Origin of the sequence: Trichocoleus sp. FACHB-262, assembly GCF_014696035.1 — a bacterium.
Taxonomy (GTDB): Bacteria; Cyanobacteriota; Cyanobacteriia; order FACHB-46; family FACHB-46; genus Trichocoleus.
In genome coordinates, this window is record NZ_JACJPK010000108.1 from 86,381 (window position 1) to 101,612 (window position 15,232).

A 15,232-nucleotide genomic window follows, 5' to 3' on the forward strand; every position below is an offset into this window, starting at 1 on the left:
TGAATGGTGGCGATCGCTTACTTCACGAAATGAATCTCTTTATTTCTCTTTATTTTTTAAGCCGTCTTTGGCTCCTGCTTGGCAAAACTGGTGGGCGATCGCTTCGCCAATTCCTGTGCCTGCTCCGGTGGTAATGGCGATCTTGCCTGCTAAACGTCCGCTCACAAGCGACTCTCCTAGTTGAGATGACCAGCAATTGCTAGGCGCAGACAAAGTGCGACCCACTACCCCTCATACTCTGCTTCCTTTAAGACTTTTCCTCTGTCTGTAGTAAGGTTTGGCTACCTCTATCTTCAGTGGGTTTAAGAGATGTAAATGCCCTGTTACCTTGCAGGAGTTGTATGAGTGAGATCCCGATGACATTCACGAAAGACGAAACGATTAGAAGCAATGTAGAAGCCTTCCAAAGCTTAGATGTAGATCAGCAATTGGCGCTGTTCTATTTCATTTACAAAGAGATGGGTGGAGCCATTACGCCTGCTGCTCCTGGCGCTAGCACCGTTTCTCCTGAAATCGCTGAGGGCCTGTTCAACCAAGTTAAGGACATGTCCCATGAAGAGCAGCTACAACTGCAACGTGATTTAATCACACACAAAAACGGTTTGCTGGCTCGTGAGTATGGCTCCATAGGCGACACTACCAAGTTGTTGTTCTGGTATCGCTTAGCTCAGGGCATGGATGCTGGCATTATCAGCCCATTGCCTGCTGATTATCAACTCGCGCCTGAAGCTCAAAGTCTGCTAGAGCAAATCAAAGGTCTACAATTCCAGCAGCAAATTACCCTCTTCCGTGACCTAGTTTCCCCAATGGGTGTTGACTCCGCAACTGCTGAGCACGATAGCGAAACAGGTTTGTAAGTTAGCCTCAGAGCTTTCAAATCAAAAATTTTGATGGCAAGCTAAATCTCTTAGCCCTCTCAAATATTTCAATCACTCTTTAAATCACATTTCCATCCAGAGTTAGATAACTGCATTCATGTTGCTCCGTATTTGAGGCTCATGAATGCAGTTTTTTATAGTTTAAATCACTAAAAATTGTTTCAATCTGCTAATTAATTCTTGAGCAACGTGAAAACTGAAGCAGACTCAATCTCCACGTAGCCCTAGGGGCGACCCTCAACTCTTAGTAATCAGTCATGGCAAATCAAAAAATTTTAGTCATCGATGATGGAAAAACCATTCGCATGCAAGTGCGAGACATGTTGCCACAAGGCAGCTTTGAGTTTTTAGAAGCCAAAGACGGAGTTGAGGGCCTAGATTTAATTCGCAAAATTCGTCCCAACATCGTATTACTCGACTTCTTCATGCCGCGAATGAATGGTTGGGAAGTCCTAGAGCAAATGCAAGCTCAACCAGAACTCCAAAGCATCCCGCTCGTATTGATGTCAGGGCGCAAAGAAGAAGTCGTCGAGAAAGTGCCAGACTTATTCGATCGCTTCGAGTTCATCGAGAAACCCTTCGGCCAAAAAGCCTTAATTGGAGCCTTACGCGCCGCGATCGCCAAATCCAGAACTCCAAAGCCAGCCGCGATCGCCACTCCCAAACCCACTACCCCTGCCCCTGCTGCTACCACCTCCAACTCAGCCATCCCAGCCCTCAACGCCAAGCTCGATCAGATGCAAACAGACATCGACAGCTTGAAAAAACAACTCGTCCAAATCACTGGATTCATCAAGCAAAAACTCAAATAACCCAATCTCGCACACCCCATAAAAATTCACTTCTGGAGGGGGTCTGGGGGACGCAGCCGTCCCTCAGCGGGGGTTTGGGGGCAAGCGCCCCCAAGGGTTCGGATTTTCCCAAAACCAACAACACCTACCAACTTAATCATCTGTAACCATTCAACAGCAGTCATTCAAGCCCCTGCTGTCCATCGCTGCGGTAATCTGGAAAGAGTGACTTTAAGAAAACCCTTTCACTGCACTGCCTTATGTCCTCCGCTGTTTCCAGTCCTGCTCGCACAATCCGCATCGGTTCGCGTAAAAGTCAGTTGGCTTTAGTTCAGACCTACTGGGTTCAGGAACAGTTACAAAAAGCCTTCCCGGATCGGACATTTGAAGTGCACACCATGAGCACTCAAGGCGACAAAATTCTTGATGTTGCGCTCGCCAAAATTGGTGACAAAGGGCTGTTCACCAAAGAACTAGAGCTAGGCATGATCAACAACGAGATTGACTTTGCCGTCCACTCGCTCAAAGATTTGCCCACTCGCCTACCCGAAGGACTGATGCTAGGTTGCGTCACCGAGCGCGAAAACCCCGCCGACGCTCTAGTGGTTCACGAAAAGCATAAAGACAAACAGCTCGCTACCCTACCCGCTGGAGCCGTCATCGGTACTTCCTCCCTGCGGCGACTGGCTCAACTGCGTCACCACTACCCCCACCTCAGCTTCAAAGACGTGCGCGGCAACCTCAACACCCGCCTCGCCAAACTGGATGCGGGCGAGTACGATGCTTTGATCTTGGCAGTTGCGGGTTTGCACCGCTTAGGGATGGGCGATCGCATTCACCAAGCTATTCCTTCTGAGGTATCTCTCCATGCCGTAGGCCAGGGTGCCTTGGGGATTGAGTGTCGTGAAGGCGACGCAGAAGTGCTGAACGTGATCAAAGCTCTAGAGCACACTCCTACCGCGCAACGCTGCTATGCCGAACGCGCTTTCCTGCGCGAACTCGAAGGGGGTTGCCAAGTACCCATCGGCGTGAACACCGAGATTAACGGCGATGCCCTCACCCTCACCGGACTAGTTGCCAGCTTAGACGGCCAAACCATCATCAAAGAGAGCATTACAGGCCCTGCCACTGAAGCCGAACGCTTAGGTACAGAGCTAGCCAACCAGGCCAAGCAGCAAGGGGCCCAAGAAATCTTGAATCAGATTACTGCCGAAATGCGTAGCTAACTTAGTTTTGCCTTGTACTGTAGGGGCACCTCTCGTGGGTGCCTTTTTTGTGAAGTTTGCAGAGAAATAGGGCATGGAGTGCGATCGCCAGCCAGCCAGCTAGAGAGAAAGTGGCAGGAGTCGGTATGATGACGTTACTAGTTCGGCCAATTTGCCAATCTGACCTGTTCAGCTAACCATTTCAGGGGATACAGGAATTAACATGCGAATTCTGTTTGTTGCCGCAGAAGCAGCCCCAGTTGCCAAAGTGGGTGGAATGGGAGATGTCGTCGGTGCCCTACCACAAGTGTTGCGCCAGATGGGCCACGATGTCCGCATCTTTATGCCCTACTACGGCTTCCTGCCAGATAAGATGTCAATTCCAGCCGAGCCTGTTTGGTCGGGCAGCGCTATGTTCCAGTCATTTTCTGTCTACGAAAGTGTGCTTCCTGGGACTGATGTACCCCTGTATTTGTTTAGCCACCCAGCCTTCCTACCCCGGCATATTTACTCCGGTGAAGACGAGGATTGGCGGTTCACCCTGTTTTCCAATGGAGCGGCTGAGTTTGCTTGGAACTATTGGAAGCCAAATATTATTCACTGCCACGATTGGCACACAGGCATGATCCCTGTCTGGATGCACCAAACGTCTGATATTGGCACTGTATTCACCATTCACAACCTGGCTTACCAAGGGCCGTGGCGCTGGAAATTAGAGCAAATGACCTGGTGCCCCTGGTACATGCAAGGCCACAACACGATGGCCGCAGCGGTACAGTATGCCGACCGAGTCACCACCGTTTCGCCCACCTACGCGCAACAAATCCAAACCGCTGCTTACGGGGAAACGCTGGAGGGGTTGCTATCTTTCATCAGTGGCAAGCTGAGCGGCATTGTCAATGGCATTGACATGGATTCTTACAATCCAGAAACGGATAAGCGCCTGACGCAAACTTTTAATGCTGATACGCTCGATCGCCGTCCTGCTAACAAGATTGCGATCCAAGAAGAAGTGGGGTTAGAGGTCAACTCTAAAGCCTTCTTGATTGGCATTGTGACGCGATTGGTGGAGCAGAAGGGCATCGACTTAATTATTCAAGTGCTCGATCGCTTTATGTCTTACACAGATTCCCAGTTCATTTTGCTGGGAACGGGCGATCGCTACTATGAGACCCAAATGTGGCAAATTGCTTCTCGCTATCCCGGTCGGATGGCGGCTTATTTGCTCTACAACGATGCTTTGGCCCGTCGCATTTACGCAGGATCAGATGCTTTCTTAATGCCTTCCCGGTTTGAGCCTTGTGGTATTAGCCAAATGCTGGCGATGCGGTATGGTTGTGTCCCGATTGTGCGCCGCACAGGTGGCCTGGTAGATACCGTCAGCCACCACGACCCGATGAATCATACAGGTACGGGCTACTGCTTCGATCGCTACGAACCGCTGGATCTCTATACCTGTATGGTGCGCGCTTGGGAAGGCTTCCGCTTCAAGCCCCAATGGCAAGAAATGCAGCAGCGCGGCATGCACACCGACTTTAGCTGGGATAAATCTGCTAGAGAGTACTCCAATCTCTATAACGACATCCTAGGCATCCCCAACGAGGCTCCAGAACCAGAGAAGCAACTCGAAGGTGTGCATTAACTAGCGATTTTGGGCGCGAAATTCCGCCGGAGTCAGGCGCATGGGTTCGTTAGGGTTCCAAATGCCCACCCCCATGAGTCTGGCTTTTTCTTGGGCACGCTTTAAGCGTTGGTCGTACTTGGTATTTGGCGATCGCGGTACTGCCAGCGCATAGCCCGCTTCTACCAGCTTCTCGTTCAGCAGCTTGCCATCCAGCCAAACGTAGCCCAGTGTTCGTTCGTAGCGGTCACGGGATTCTAGCCCAGGTTCTAGTAGCACAGGCTTACTGCCGATCAGACGCTCTAGTTGTTGCTTAGCGGCGGGTCCCCAAGGTTGCTGGGCTAAATCTGGTGCATCAATGCCAATCAGCCGGACTCGTTCCGGCGTACCAGGGGAGTTATTAGCAGGACTGATCTCAATCACCTGCCCATTGGCGATCTGCTCCACTTTTACTAAGGTGCCTTGAGCTGACATCGGGCTTTGGCAAGCTGTCAGCGAGGCTACTAGCAACCAGAGGCCACAGCCAATTCCCAACCTTTGCCACCACCGCCAGCTCTGGAAACGCGATCGCTCCTTGTCTCGGCTCACTCTCAATCTCAAATCTAAAACCTCAAATCCTCAAGCGGCAATTCTAGTCTTCGTCCAAAGGCAGACCTACTTTGATCTTGCCCTTGCCAAAATAGCGACCAAATTGCAGCTCATAGACTTCATCTTCGTCTTGAGTTTCTACCTCTAAATCAGAGCGGGGGTAGCTGACACAGAGCAAGGCATAGCCGCGATCGCGCAAATGGGGCGAGAGACCCACTGCTTCCGGCTGATCGAGTTCGCCAGAGACAACGCGCACCGCACAGCTCGTGCAAGCCCCATTGCGACAAGCGAAGGGCAGTTCTATCCCTTGATTTTCGGCGCTATGCAAGATATAGCGATCTTCTGGTACCTGAACCGTGTGGTGGGTACCTTTCTGGCGGTAATGGATGCGAACAGAATAGGAACGGGTCATGAATCTCAAAGCGCGCAAGCACTGCAATCAGGGATTTGTCCATTCAGTAGCAGAGAATTTCCGCAGAAAGCTCAGTACCACAATGACAATGGACTATCTATAACTGTGCCAGCTTTTGACCATCCCTGAGACAAATCTAGGCGCTTAGCACTGATAAATCCGTTTTTTCGAGTAAAGATTTTTGATATGAGTTTTGACGGTGTTGAGGCTAACTTGTAAGGTTTGAGCGATTTCTTGGTAGCTATACTCCTGTTTCAGCAACAGCCAAATCTCCGCTTCTCGCTTGGTTAGTTCCAGTTGTGTCTGCACTAACTGCAATTCTTCTTCTAAGATGGCTTGGCGATCTTGCAGCACAATTAAGATTGCCTGCTCTAGGTCAGCCGCCGCAGTCGGTTCGCCAGAGTTGGGCAGACCTTTGAGCCAGCGGGCCGAAACTTGTAGTCTCATCGTCGGCTCAATTTGGTAATCCGCTAAGACCACCTGGCTCTCTGGGCAATTGCGTCGCAGAAAGAGGCGACAAAAGGTTTCCAGCTCCTCTGGCAAAGTTGAACGCGAGGGGGGGAACCAACGACACAGTTCTACCGCCCGCTGATTCCAATAAATCAGCTGGAGGGTGGGGGACACCACCACAAACCCTTGACCTAATGAATTCAGGACAGCCTGTAACAGCGCCAAATCTAACCTGGCAACCTGCTGTTCTAAGATAGGGGCAGGCGATCGCTCTGAGTCCAGCGCTACAGGAGAGGTAGAGAGTGGAAATAAGTTGCTCATCTGAGCCTCCGAGTTCAAAGCTTTTCCTCCAAGCCGAAATAGGGGTTGAACTCAACTCCTAGAGAAGACATAGAGCAATAGATGGGTGAATAATTTTAGAGAAAAGTCGGTGGTGTTACTAGCGACAGTCAGTCTAGTGCCGTTAGTAACAGCGGCAGCGATAGGCAATTGGCTAGATGCCTTACGAGACGTAGCTTCTCAAGCGGGTGATATAAGTTACAGTAGCTGATGCAGATTTTTGTTTATAGCGGTAAAAGTCAGATAAAAGTCAGATCTAGGTCAGTAAAAATAAATGATGGAAGCTTATTTAGAAATAACTCGCCAAAACCTAGCCACTTCTGGTAGTATTTGCTAAGATAGAAATCCTGTGCTGAAATAAGCAGTGCAGACCCCCCAGGAGAGATGGCCGAGTGGTTGAAGGCGCAGCACTGGAAATGCTGTTTAGGGCAACTTAACGAGGGTTCGAATCCCTCTCTCTCCGTTCCCCAAAGATATTTTGCAAATATTAGGTTAAGGCGATCGCCTTGCCCTTGTATCACACTACGCACTTCCACCCTAGAGAGGTTGGGCTATGATCCCCATAGCTTCTTAGGGATAAGGTGTGAGTCAGAATGAATGTGAATGAGCTGCTAAAGCGTTATACAGCGGGTGAAAAGGATTTTGGTGCCATAGAACTACCAAAAGCACCGCTACAGGCAGTCATTCTAAGGGGAATTAGCCTGAAAGGAGCTGATTTAGTAGGCGCAAACCTGAGTGGCGCTGACCTGAGTGGCGCTGACCTGAGTGGCGCTAACCTAACGGGCGCTAATTTAACGGGTGTCATTCTGAGCCGAGCCCGTTTGGTAGACGCAATCTTGAGAGTTGCTAATTTGACCCGAGCTGATTTAGTCAAAGCTGATCTTAGTCGAGCTAATTTAGTGGGAGCGAAACTAAAAGCAGCAAACTTAGTTCAAGCCAATCTCAGCCGCGCTAGTTTAGGGGAAGCCGACTTGCACGGAGCGAATCTGTATCAGGCTAATTTGCGGCGGGCTCACTTATATGAAGCAGATCTGATTGGAGCGACGTTGCAAGGCGTAGATTTGAGCAGTGCTGACCTGTTAGGTGCCAGTTTAATCCGGGCCGACCTAACGGATGCTATTTTGACTGCCGCAGATTTAAGCCATACTCAATGGACAGGCATCAATCTGACAGGGGCGAAGTTGCATGGGGCTACGTTGCCAGAAGGAATGCTGGCTCTGGTGCAGTCCTACTCGCTGAGCTAGCGCCTCTCTTGCCCCCTGGTCTATTCAGCTCCTTTGGTCACAACGTCACGCTTCAAAGTCCGATAAGCCACAGCTCGAGGCTTCTCTGGGATGACACTAACACTGCCATCCGCTTCCATATAAGCAGCCTTGACATCTGCAAGTTCTTCAATCCCTTGTTGGCGAAATTGACTCATTAATTCATCTTCGGTGATCAGTTCTCGCCGTAGGTTACGCCGTAACAGTTTACCTTTCTCAACTAAGAGCAAGGGTGGGGGATTGAGGAATTGCTGCACCGCTGGAAAACGAAAGCCTAACCAATTGAGAGCGTAGCTCCAAAAAATGACGGTGCCAATCAGAACCGCCCCTTCTGTAATGGAAGTGTAGTCCCGCGCCATTGCATTCTGAGCAGCCTCAGCAAATAAAACTACGACTAACAAATCTGTAATTGCCAAGCTGCCTAATTGCCGACTGGGGAGCGATCGCAGAACCCCAAACAACACTAGATAAACAATTGAACCTCGAATAAAAAGCTCAACCAAAGAGAGGTTGGGGATAAAAAGTTCTCGCCAATTAATGCTGAATAACGAACTCATCAAGGTTCACGCCTACCTGTGGTTTTGCTTCAATCCCATCCAGAAAATTCAAGATAATGCTGCTAGATTTTTCCACCAGAAATAAATTCCATTCATGAAATCCTTCGTCAACGACAACGAGCTGAGAGTTAGGGATATGACCTAAAAACTCTTGAGCCACGCTTAGAGGGGTTGTTAAATCCTGACCACCCCAAAGTAAAAGACAAGGCGCTTGGATCTGGGGAAGTAACGGTTTCAGGTCTCCTTCCAAAGCTACCTTCAGGGTTGCAGCGACATTCTGGAGATGAAAGAAACAGTTGTATGTAAAAGCCTGAAAAATCTGCTGAAGCTGCGGCAACCGAGCTTGAGGCATCTGACCTAACATTTCCACCAAGCGACGCGGCAACACAGTTGGAATGGTGCCAGAAGGAATCCCTGTGCTATCAATCAGCACTAGGCTGCTTACGACACCAGGCAGCGTGGCGGAGAGTTGGGCCGAAATACCACCGCCCAAAGAGTGCCCCATCAAATGCACTTTTTCTAAATTAAGGATGTTAATAAAGTCGATTAAGAATTGGGTGTAATCGTCGTAATTCCAGACAGATTTTGGTCCCGTTGTTTTGCCCAGATTGGGTAAGTAGGGAGCGATCACCCGATACCGTTGGGCCAAGAGGCTCAGCATCTCTTGATAGGGTTCTACCGAAACGCCCCAGCCATGCACAAACAAGATTGGTGGTGTAGCGGTGATCGGTCCTCCAATTAAATAGGAAACATTGCATCCAGCGAAGTGAATTTGCTTTTCAATTAACTGTGTTTTCATCCCATCCCCTTTGTGGTTTGTAACTCCTTAAGGATTAGCTCCTCATGGTTGAATCTGCGACAGATGTATCCATCCGCTTGAGGAGGCCACGTAGTAGCACCATCCCCACGCCTAACGTCTTGTATCCAACGGTTTCAAATAGCACAGTAATCTTGTCGCCTTCGTAGCGCATGACTGTGCCTATGCCCCAGCTTTTATGCACCACCTGACTGTTGATCGGGAAAGGCTGATGACCTGTTTCTGGCTCATTCGTGATTCCAGCTTTGCAGTTATCACAGAAACCACAAGATTCTGAAAGGCCTTCACCGAAGTAGTTGAGGACAAAACGGCGGCGGCAGTCCCGTACTTCGGCATAGCCCCGCATCATTTCAATTCGCGATCGCACATATTGTTGGCGATGTTCTTGCAGGCGCACTGCTTCCTCGACGGCCTCTTCTAGGTCAGGGAGTGATTCGTTGGGTACGACTTCCCCGTTAGGCAAAGTCTCTAGGACTCCCACTTCGCTTAAACGGTTGAGGGTATTTTTGAGTTTAGAGCGTGAAAGATTAGTGGTTTCTTTCAGGGCGCGCGGGTTCATCGGCTCCTCCCGTTGCAACGCCTGCACCACTTGCTCCACATCCTCAGTCTCAATTTTGCCGCCACTGGCAAAAAAGCGGCGCAAGTTAAAGTCTTCGGGGTTATAGAACAAAACTGCCTGAGCCGATTCTCCATCGCGTCCTGCTCGACCGATCTCCTGATAGTAGGAATCGATGGAGTCGCTAATGTCGTAATGGAAAACGAAGCGCACATTTGGTTTATCCACACCCATCCCAAAAGCAGTCGTCGCCACAATCACTTCTGCTTCATCATCCATAAAAGCGTGATAAGCAGCTTCACGAACTTGAGGAGATTTCCCAGCGTGGTAGACCACGGCTTTCACCTCCTGCTCTTCGAGTGCTTCCGCTAGCTCCTCGGCTCGTTTGCGAGTGGCTACATAGATAATGCCTGGTTTCTCAGCCCGCACCACGCGATCGAGTAGAGCTTCCTGTTTCTCACGAGTGTCTTCGTAGCGCTCGACTGCTAACCAAATGTTGGGGCGATCGAACCCTTGCACTACAACCTTGGCCTTTTGCATGCCTAGGCGATCGACAATTTCTTCCCGTACGGGCGGAGCAGCGGTAGCAGTCAAAGCCAAAACCAATGGATGACCCAAAGCTTCAATTACCGTACCCAAGCGGAGATAATCGGGTCGAAAATCATGGCCCCATTCACTGATGCAATGGGCTTCATCGACCACAAACAGCGAAGGTGCGGCTGCTTGGAGTTGCTCTAGCACTTCCTCGTTGTTGAATTGCTCAGGAGCTAAAAACAGAAACTCTAGGTTCGACTCGACTAACTGTGCAAAGGCAGCGGCTCGCTCAGACTCAGCGATCGTGGAGTTGACCACGCCAACCTCTGCTAACTTCTGTGCTTCAATGGCTGCTTTTTGATCTTGTTGCAACGCGAGTAACGGTGAAACGACCACAGTAGCGCCTGGAATCAGCAACCCAGCAAGTTGATAAATGGCAGATTTACCCGAACCCGTGGGCATCACAGCTAGCGTGTCCTGCCCTTTTAGGAGAGCGGCGATCGCGTCAGCTTGGCCAGGGCGGAGTTGCTCGTAGCCAAGTTGCGCTTGCGCTATTTGCTGAATCTGCTGTTTGGTTTTGCGCTGTTTTGCCATCGTCGTTTCTCCGTCCTCACCTATCTAAACTTCGTTGCCCCAACCCAAGAGTGCGGCTGCTCCTAAAGCGGCTGTGGCTGCGATCGCCCCCCAAGTGACGGTGGGGTGAGTATCGAGCCAAGTGGTCAGACTGGGCTGAGTGGGAAATTCTCCATTCACTTGGTCGTAGCCAGAGATCGGCTCATACAAGTTGTCAGGAGCATTTTCAGATTTGGGTTTATCAGTGCGCTGAGCCTCAAACCCACTCTGGCGCATGAAGGCATCCACGAGTTGGGGTGACAACCGCTGGAGTAGAGCGATCGCCTTACCTGCATCTCCCACCACAATGTCGCGCGTGGGATGTTCGGCCACATAAAGAATGACTTTCGCCACATCAGCGGGCGCATAGAGCGGAGGCACCCCCATAGGCTTTACCCCTAACTTGGTGCGAGCTTTGTCAAAGACGGGTGTATTGATCGAGGCAGGCTGCACTTCAGTAACGCTGACAGGCACTTTGTCGTGCATCAACTCCACCCGCAGCGATTCAAGAAATCCGTTAATGCCATGTTTAGAAGAAGCATAGGCACTTTGCAACGGTAGGGCTCGGATCGCTTCCACGGAAGAGACATGAATCAGGGCACCACGTCCTTCTCGCTTTAGATGGGGCAACGCCACCATCGCGCCAAACACTTGCCCCATTAAGTTGATATCAATGATTTGCTTAAACTCTTCCGGGGTGGTTTGCTCAAAGGAAGCATAGAGTTCTACTGCAGCGAGATGCACCCAGGTGTCGAGGCGGCCATATTGCTGAATTGCTTTGTCTGCGATCGCCTGGACTTGCTTAAACTCACGCACATCTGCCGCGATCGCGGTGGCATCTCCGCCCGCTTGCCGAATTTCCTCAACTAAGGAATCTAATCCTGCTTGGTTCCGGGCGGAAACAATGACTTTGGCTCCTTCGCGAGCAAATTGCAACGCGGTCTCTCGGCCAATGCCACTAGAAGCGCCGACGATCGCAACCACTTGTTGGTTGATCGGCTTAAGTTGCATGATATAGAACTCCTTGAGTGGGTTTTTTAACTGGGCTAAAGATGAAGAGGTAGAAATTTCCGGTTGTTAAATTAGATGAACTTTCCCCCAACCCCGCTCTGCGTCGGAGAGGGGCTATGAAAAAGGGTTATGGCTCTGGCTCCTGGCTTTCCTTCCCTACGAGGGAAGGGGCTGGGGGTTAGGTTCTTATTAAGGTTGTTTGGAATTGTTGAGCATTCCGTTGGCTAGCAAAGCCAATGCTCCCACTGCCACGGTTCCCGCCACAGCACCCCAAGCTAAGGGCGATCGCATGGCGAACCAGTCGGAAACGCTGGGAATGACTAAGTTGCCAAAATCACCATCTACGCGATCGAGTCCCTGGTCGGCGGCGATCGGAGCGAAAACGTTATCAGGCGAAGCTTCGGATTCTGGCTCAGTGGTGTGCTGCCCTGGAATTCCCACGACTGTTAAAACGGCATCAATTAGAGGCGGAGAGATCCGCTGCGCCACATCCAACACTCGACCGACATCTCCCACAATAAAGTCGCGGGTGGGATGCTCCGCCACATACAGAATCGCATCTACAACTAAACGCGGATCATAGTAGGGTGGAATCCCTGTAGGCTTGACACCCAACTTGGTCTTTACCTTGTTGTAATACGGCGTATTAATCACAGAGGGCAGAACACTGGTGACGCTAATCGGTATCCCTTCATGTTGCAGTTCTACGCGCAGAGACTCCAACATTCCTTGCAGTGCATGTTTGGAGGCACAATAAGGGCTTTGTAAGGGCAGACTCCGCCGACCCTCCATGGAGGAGATATGAATCAGGGCACCCCGACCTTCTCGCCTTAAGTAAGGTAATGCTGCCTTCGCACCGTAAACTTGCCCCATCAGGTTGACATCAATCACCCGCTGAAATTCTTCTGGGGTAATATGTTCAAAGCGAGCCAACACGCCTGTGGCAGCGGCATGTACCCAAGTATCCAGGCGACCGTAACGTTCTACTGCTTTGTCAGCGATCGCCTGCACTTGCTGCATATCAGCGACATCGGCAACCACAGCGATCGCGTCACCTCCCGCTCGTTGGATCTCCTCCACCAGAGAATCCAGCCCAGGTTGGCTCCGAGCCGCTACGACTACCTTGGCCCCTCGCTGAGCAAATTGCAGCGCTGCTTCGCGACCGATGCCACTAGAGGCGCCCACAATCGCGACCACCTGCTGATTAATTGGCTTAAGTTGCATCACCTCTGTATCCTTATAACTACAAATCTCTCAGGGGCAAATCTCTCAGGGGATTAATCTGTCACCTAGTTAACTTTACTTAGTTGGACAGGTGAACCCTGCCCAACGTAACTGCAAATCTAATTTGGTGAATCCCTACTCTTCTTGATGTCGATTCTGGTAATCCTCAGCAGAGGCAGGATCTAAGTCCCAACGATGCTCATCTCGCTGAGTAAATTTGTCGTTACCGTAGAAGTCTTCGCGATCGCGCATTTCTGTGCCCATCGCTGCACCCAAGTCATCCACAATATCTTGGTCTGGGGTGGCGACGGTGCCGCCTACCATTTCTTCGCCTTCCATGTGCATGGTCCAGGCTGCATCAACATCTCCACCACTCAGCTCTGGGCTGGTCTCGTTATAGGCCTGTCTACGGTTGTACATGGTACGTCCACCAGTGGTCCAACCTGGTTGATCTTTCACTCCTGTGCCATAGGATTCTGTGACTTCCTGAGGCACGTCATCATCCGCAATCTCTTCTGGAGCTTCCGCTTCGTCACTAAATAATGCGGGATTGGTATCGGTATATTCATTCAGTTCTGGTGCGTCCACATGTTGGCTCGCGTTCAGTCCTGGTTCTGAACCTGGTCCTGACTTGGCACCAGATGAGGTTTGGTTAGCCATTGCCCTGCCTCTCTGTTTTGCAGTTCTATAGTTTGTAGTTCTATAGTTGCCAAGGTAACGAAGATAAATCTGAACTCACTCCACAAATAGGCAGAAACGCAGGGGTAAGGATGGGGCGTGTCCTTGGGAGTGCAACTATTTCGCTCGGTTGGCCCTCTGCAATTAGATAGATAACGGCTTGAGAGGTAAGGAAAATTAGAGTGATTATTTGGATAGGGTGATATGCGATCGCTTAGAAACACCTAGTTCTAAAGTTCATGAATCAATACAAGCAACAGGTGATTGATTTCTTTAATCAGAGAATTGCCTATGACCAAGAAGGTTCTCGGCACCCTCAAGAAGCAGCCCAGCTCTTAAGTTTTGTACCCTTGCAAAAGCAGCAAAGAGTGCTTGATATTGCTACAGGTACCGGATTAGTGGCAATTTTGGCGGCACAGAAAGTTGGAGTGCAGGGTTACGTGGTGGGAGTCGATTTTTCTCCTGGGATGCTGGCTCAGGCTAAGCGGAAGGTTGAATCTCTAGGATTAACAAACATTGAGTTCGTTGAAGCAGATGCAGAAGCTGTAGACTTTATGCCCGAAAGCTTTGACGTAATTTTCTGTTGCTCTGCGATCACATATTTGCCTGATATTCCTAAAACCTTAGAGAAGTGGTATCGGTTTCTGAGACCAGGAGGATTTGTGGCTTTCACCTGTCCTGCTGACACTGCTTACTTGGCCCCACTTCAAGGCAAAGTTTACACAGAGCTATTCAATCTTTCATTACCTCACATTAACGAACCGCTTAACACGCCTGAGAAGTGTCGTAATTTGTTGCTTCAATCGGGTTTCAGAGAGATTGAGGTTGTAATCGAGCCGTCTGGATGCTATTTGAGCTTAGATGACAGTAGATTAAGCTGGAGCGAAAGTAGTTTTTACCCAAGAGGTAACCCCTTATCTCTATTATCTGTTCAACAACTGGAGCAACTTCAGAGGAAATATCGAGCAGAAATTGAGCAGTTGGCAACGGATGCAGGAATATGGCAAGACATGACGACCTTCTTTGTGAAAGCTCGAAAGTAAGGGCGATCGCGTCTCATCAGGCTCTTACAAGTAACTAAAAACTCCGCCCAGTTTTTGCCTAGGCGGAGTTTTTCTAATTACAACATCAATCTAAATTGCTTTACCAGCCTTGGTCAGCGGGGTCACCGTAGGGATCTTCACTGGCGGGGCGCACGTTTCTCCGGTAGCGGGGGTCATCCGCGGGGTCACCGTAGGGGTCTTCGCTGGCGGGGCGGATATTTCTAAATGGGTCCGTGCCATAGCCAGCTTGGTCAGCAGGGTCACCGTAGGGGTCTTCGCTAGCCGGGCGGACATTGCCGTAGGGGTCTTGATAGCCAACGCCATAGCCACGTTGATCCGCGGGGTCACCATAGGGGTCTTCGCTGGCGGGACGAACATTACCATAAGGATCGTAACCGTAGCCAGCTTGGTTAGCTGGGTCACCGTAAGGATCTTCGCTGGCGGGGCGAACATTACCGTAAGGAGGTTGGTCCGCTGGATCGCCGTAGGGATCTTCACTAGCCGGGCGGACCCGGCGGTCATAGTTCACATCTGGGTCATCTCCCAGTAGGGCATCCTGCATTCTCCGGAAAAAATCATCAACCATGATGGATCTCCTATTTCAGTTTGGTTATCAAGCTGCTCACGGAGGCTCAATCTATATCAGCCTGTATC

General features: G+C 50.3%; 18 protein-coding genes and 1 tRNA gene. 7 read left to right on the forward strand and 12 right to left on the reverse strand.

Translation table 11 applies throughout. The features are described 5' to 3' along the window. Positions 1–39: 39 nt before the first annotated feature. Positions 40–165, reverse strand: a complete 126-nt coding sequence (locus tag H6F68_RS29500) for a hypothetical protein (RefSeq protein ID WP_277876165.1) — start codon at positions 163–165, stop codon at positions 40–42. Positions 166–356: 191 nt separating this feature from the next. Between H6F68_RS29500 and H6F68_RS26005 the strand changes: the two genes are divergently transcribed. Both H6F68_RS26005 and H6F68_RS26010 read left to right on the forward strand, forming a co-directional pair. Further along, the gene (locus tag H6F68_RS26005) at positions 357–857 is read left to right on the forward strand and encodes an orange carotenoid protein N-terminal domain-containing protein (protein WP_190436639.1); all 501 of its coding nucleotides are present in this window, start codon (positions 357–359) and stop codon (positions 855–857) included. A gap of 278 nt (positions 858–1,135) precedes the next feature. Further along, positions 1,136–1,690 (forward strand): response regulator, encoded by a 555-nt coding sequence (locus H6F68_RS26010; protein ID WP_190563541.1) that lies wholly within the window; start codon positions 1,136–1,138, stop codon positions 1,688–1,690. Between the two features lie 26 nt (positions 1,691–1,716). Here the strand turns inward: H6F68_RS26010 and H6F68_RS26015 are convergent, their stop codons facing one another. Further along, the gene (locus H6F68_RS26015; protein WP_190563543.1) at positions 1,717–1,854 is read right to left on the reverse strand and encodes a hypothetical protein; all 138 of its coding nucleotides are present in this window, start codon (positions 1,852–1,854) and stop codon (positions 1,717–1,719) included. A 75-nt stretch (positions 1,855–1,929) separates the two neighbouring features. On the opposite strand from H6F68_RS26015, the gene hemC reads away from it, so the two are divergent. Beyond that, positions 1,930–2,895 (forward strand): hydroxymethylbilane synthase, encoded by a 966-nt coding sequence (hemC, locus tag H6F68_RS26020; RefSeq protein ID WP_190436649.1) that lies wholly within the window; start codon positions 1,930–1,932, stop codon positions 2,893–2,895. A gap of 202 nt (positions 2,896–3,097) precedes the next feature. Then, positions 3,098–4,516, forward strand: a complete 1,419-nt coding sequence (glgA, locus tag H6F68_RS26025) for a glycogen synthase GlgA (protein WP_190563546.1) — start codon at positions 3,098–3,100, stop codon at positions 4,514–4,516. On the opposite strand, the gene H6F68_RS26030 is transcribed toward glgA, so the two are convergent. From H6F68_RS26030 to H6F68_RS26040, 3 genes are all read right to left on the reverse strand, one after another. After that, positions 4,517–5,083, reverse strand: a complete 567-nt coding sequence (locus H6F68_RS26030; protein WP_199300357.1) for a thermonuclease family protein — start codon at positions 5,081–5,083, stop codon at positions 4,517–4,519. It abuts the gene before it with no gap. A gap of 43 nt (positions 5,084–5,126) precedes the next feature. Further along, on the reverse strand, positions 5,127–5,495 hold the full coding sequence (locus H6F68_RS26035; RefSeq protein ID WP_190563547.1) for a 2Fe-2S iron-sulfur cluster-binding protein: 369 nt from the start codon (positions 5,493–5,495) through the stop codon (positions 5,127–5,129). A gap of 144 nt (positions 5,496–5,639) precedes the next feature. Continuing rightward, positions 5,640–6,266, reverse strand: a complete 627-nt coding sequence (locus H6F68_RS26040; protein ID WP_190563549.1) for a LuxR C-terminal-related transcriptional regulator — start codon at positions 6,264–6,266, stop codon at positions 5,640–5,642. 396 nt (positions 6,267–6,662) lie between these two features. Here H6F68_RS26040 and H6F68_RS26045 point away from each other — a divergent pair. Next, positions 6,663–6,747: transfer RNA gene (locus H6F68_RS26045), tRNA-Ser, on the forward strand. A 130-nt stretch (positions 6,748–6,877) separates the two neighbouring features. Then, positions 6,878–7,528 (forward strand): pentapeptide repeat-containing protein, encoded by a 651-nt coding sequence (locus tag H6F68_RS26050; RefSeq protein WP_190563551.1) that lies wholly within the window; start codon positions 6,878–6,880, stop codon positions 7,526–7,528. Positions 7,529–7,548: 20 nt separating this feature from the next. On the opposite strand, the gene H6F68_RS26055 is transcribed toward H6F68_RS26050, so the two are convergent. The 6 genes from H6F68_RS26055 to H6F68_RS26080 form a co-directional block, all read right to left on the reverse strand. Then, positions 7,549–8,103: a DUF421 domain-containing protein gene (locus H6F68_RS26055; RefSeq protein ID WP_190563852.1), complete on the reverse strand. Its 555-nt coding sequence runs from the start codon at positions 8,101–8,103 to the stop codon at positions 7,549–7,551. Next, the gene (locus tag H6F68_RS26060; protein WP_190563553.1) at positions 8,081–8,902 is read right to left on the reverse strand and encodes an alpha/beta fold hydrolase; all 822 of its coding nucleotides are present in this window, start codon (positions 8,900–8,902) and stop codon (positions 8,081–8,083) included. Before H6F68_RS26060 ends, H6F68_RS26055 begins: the two co-directional genes overlap by 23 nt. 34 nt (positions 8,903–8,936) lie before the next feature. Then, a complete protein-coding gene (locus H6F68_RS26065; RefSeq protein ID WP_190563555.1) occupies positions 8,937–10,604 on the reverse strand; it encodes an ATP-dependent DNA helicase RecQ in 1,668 nt (555 codons plus the stop codon). Positions 10,605–10,628: 24 nt separating this feature from the next. After that, entirely contained in the window at positions 10,629–11,633 is a 1,005-nt protein-coding gene (locus H6F68_RS26070) for an SDR family oxidoreductase (protein WP_190563557.1), read from the reverse strand. Between the two features lie 189 nt (positions 11,634–11,822). Then, positions 11,823–12,857, reverse strand: a complete 1,035-nt coding sequence (locus H6F68_RS26075; RefSeq protein WP_190563559.1) for an SDR family oxidoreductase — start codon at positions 12,855–12,857, stop codon at positions 11,823–11,825. A 135-nt stretch (positions 12,858–12,992) separates the two neighbouring features. Next, positions 12,993–13,517, reverse strand: coding sequence for a DUF6335 family protein (locus H6F68_RS26080; protein WP_199300359.1), 525 nt, complete (start codon positions 13,515–13,517; stop codon positions 12,993–12,995). A 257-nt stretch (positions 13,518–13,774) separates the two neighbouring features. On the opposite strand from H6F68_RS26080, the gene H6F68_RS26085 reads away from it, so the two are divergent. Continuing rightward, the gene (locus H6F68_RS26085; protein WP_190563561.1) at positions 13,775–14,578 is read left to right on the forward strand and encodes a class I SAM-dependent methyltransferase; all 804 of its coding nucleotides are present in this window, start codon (positions 13,775–13,777) and stop codon (positions 14,576–14,578) included. Between the two features lie 100 nt (positions 14,579–14,678). On the opposite strand, the gene H6F68_RS26090 is transcribed toward H6F68_RS26085, so the two are convergent. Then, positions 14,679–15,164, reverse strand: a complete 486-nt coding sequence (locus tag H6F68_RS26090; RefSeq protein WP_190563563.1) for a hypothetical protein — start codon at positions 15,162–15,164, stop codon at positions 14,679–14,681. Positions 15,165–15,232: the final 68 nt, after the last annotated feature.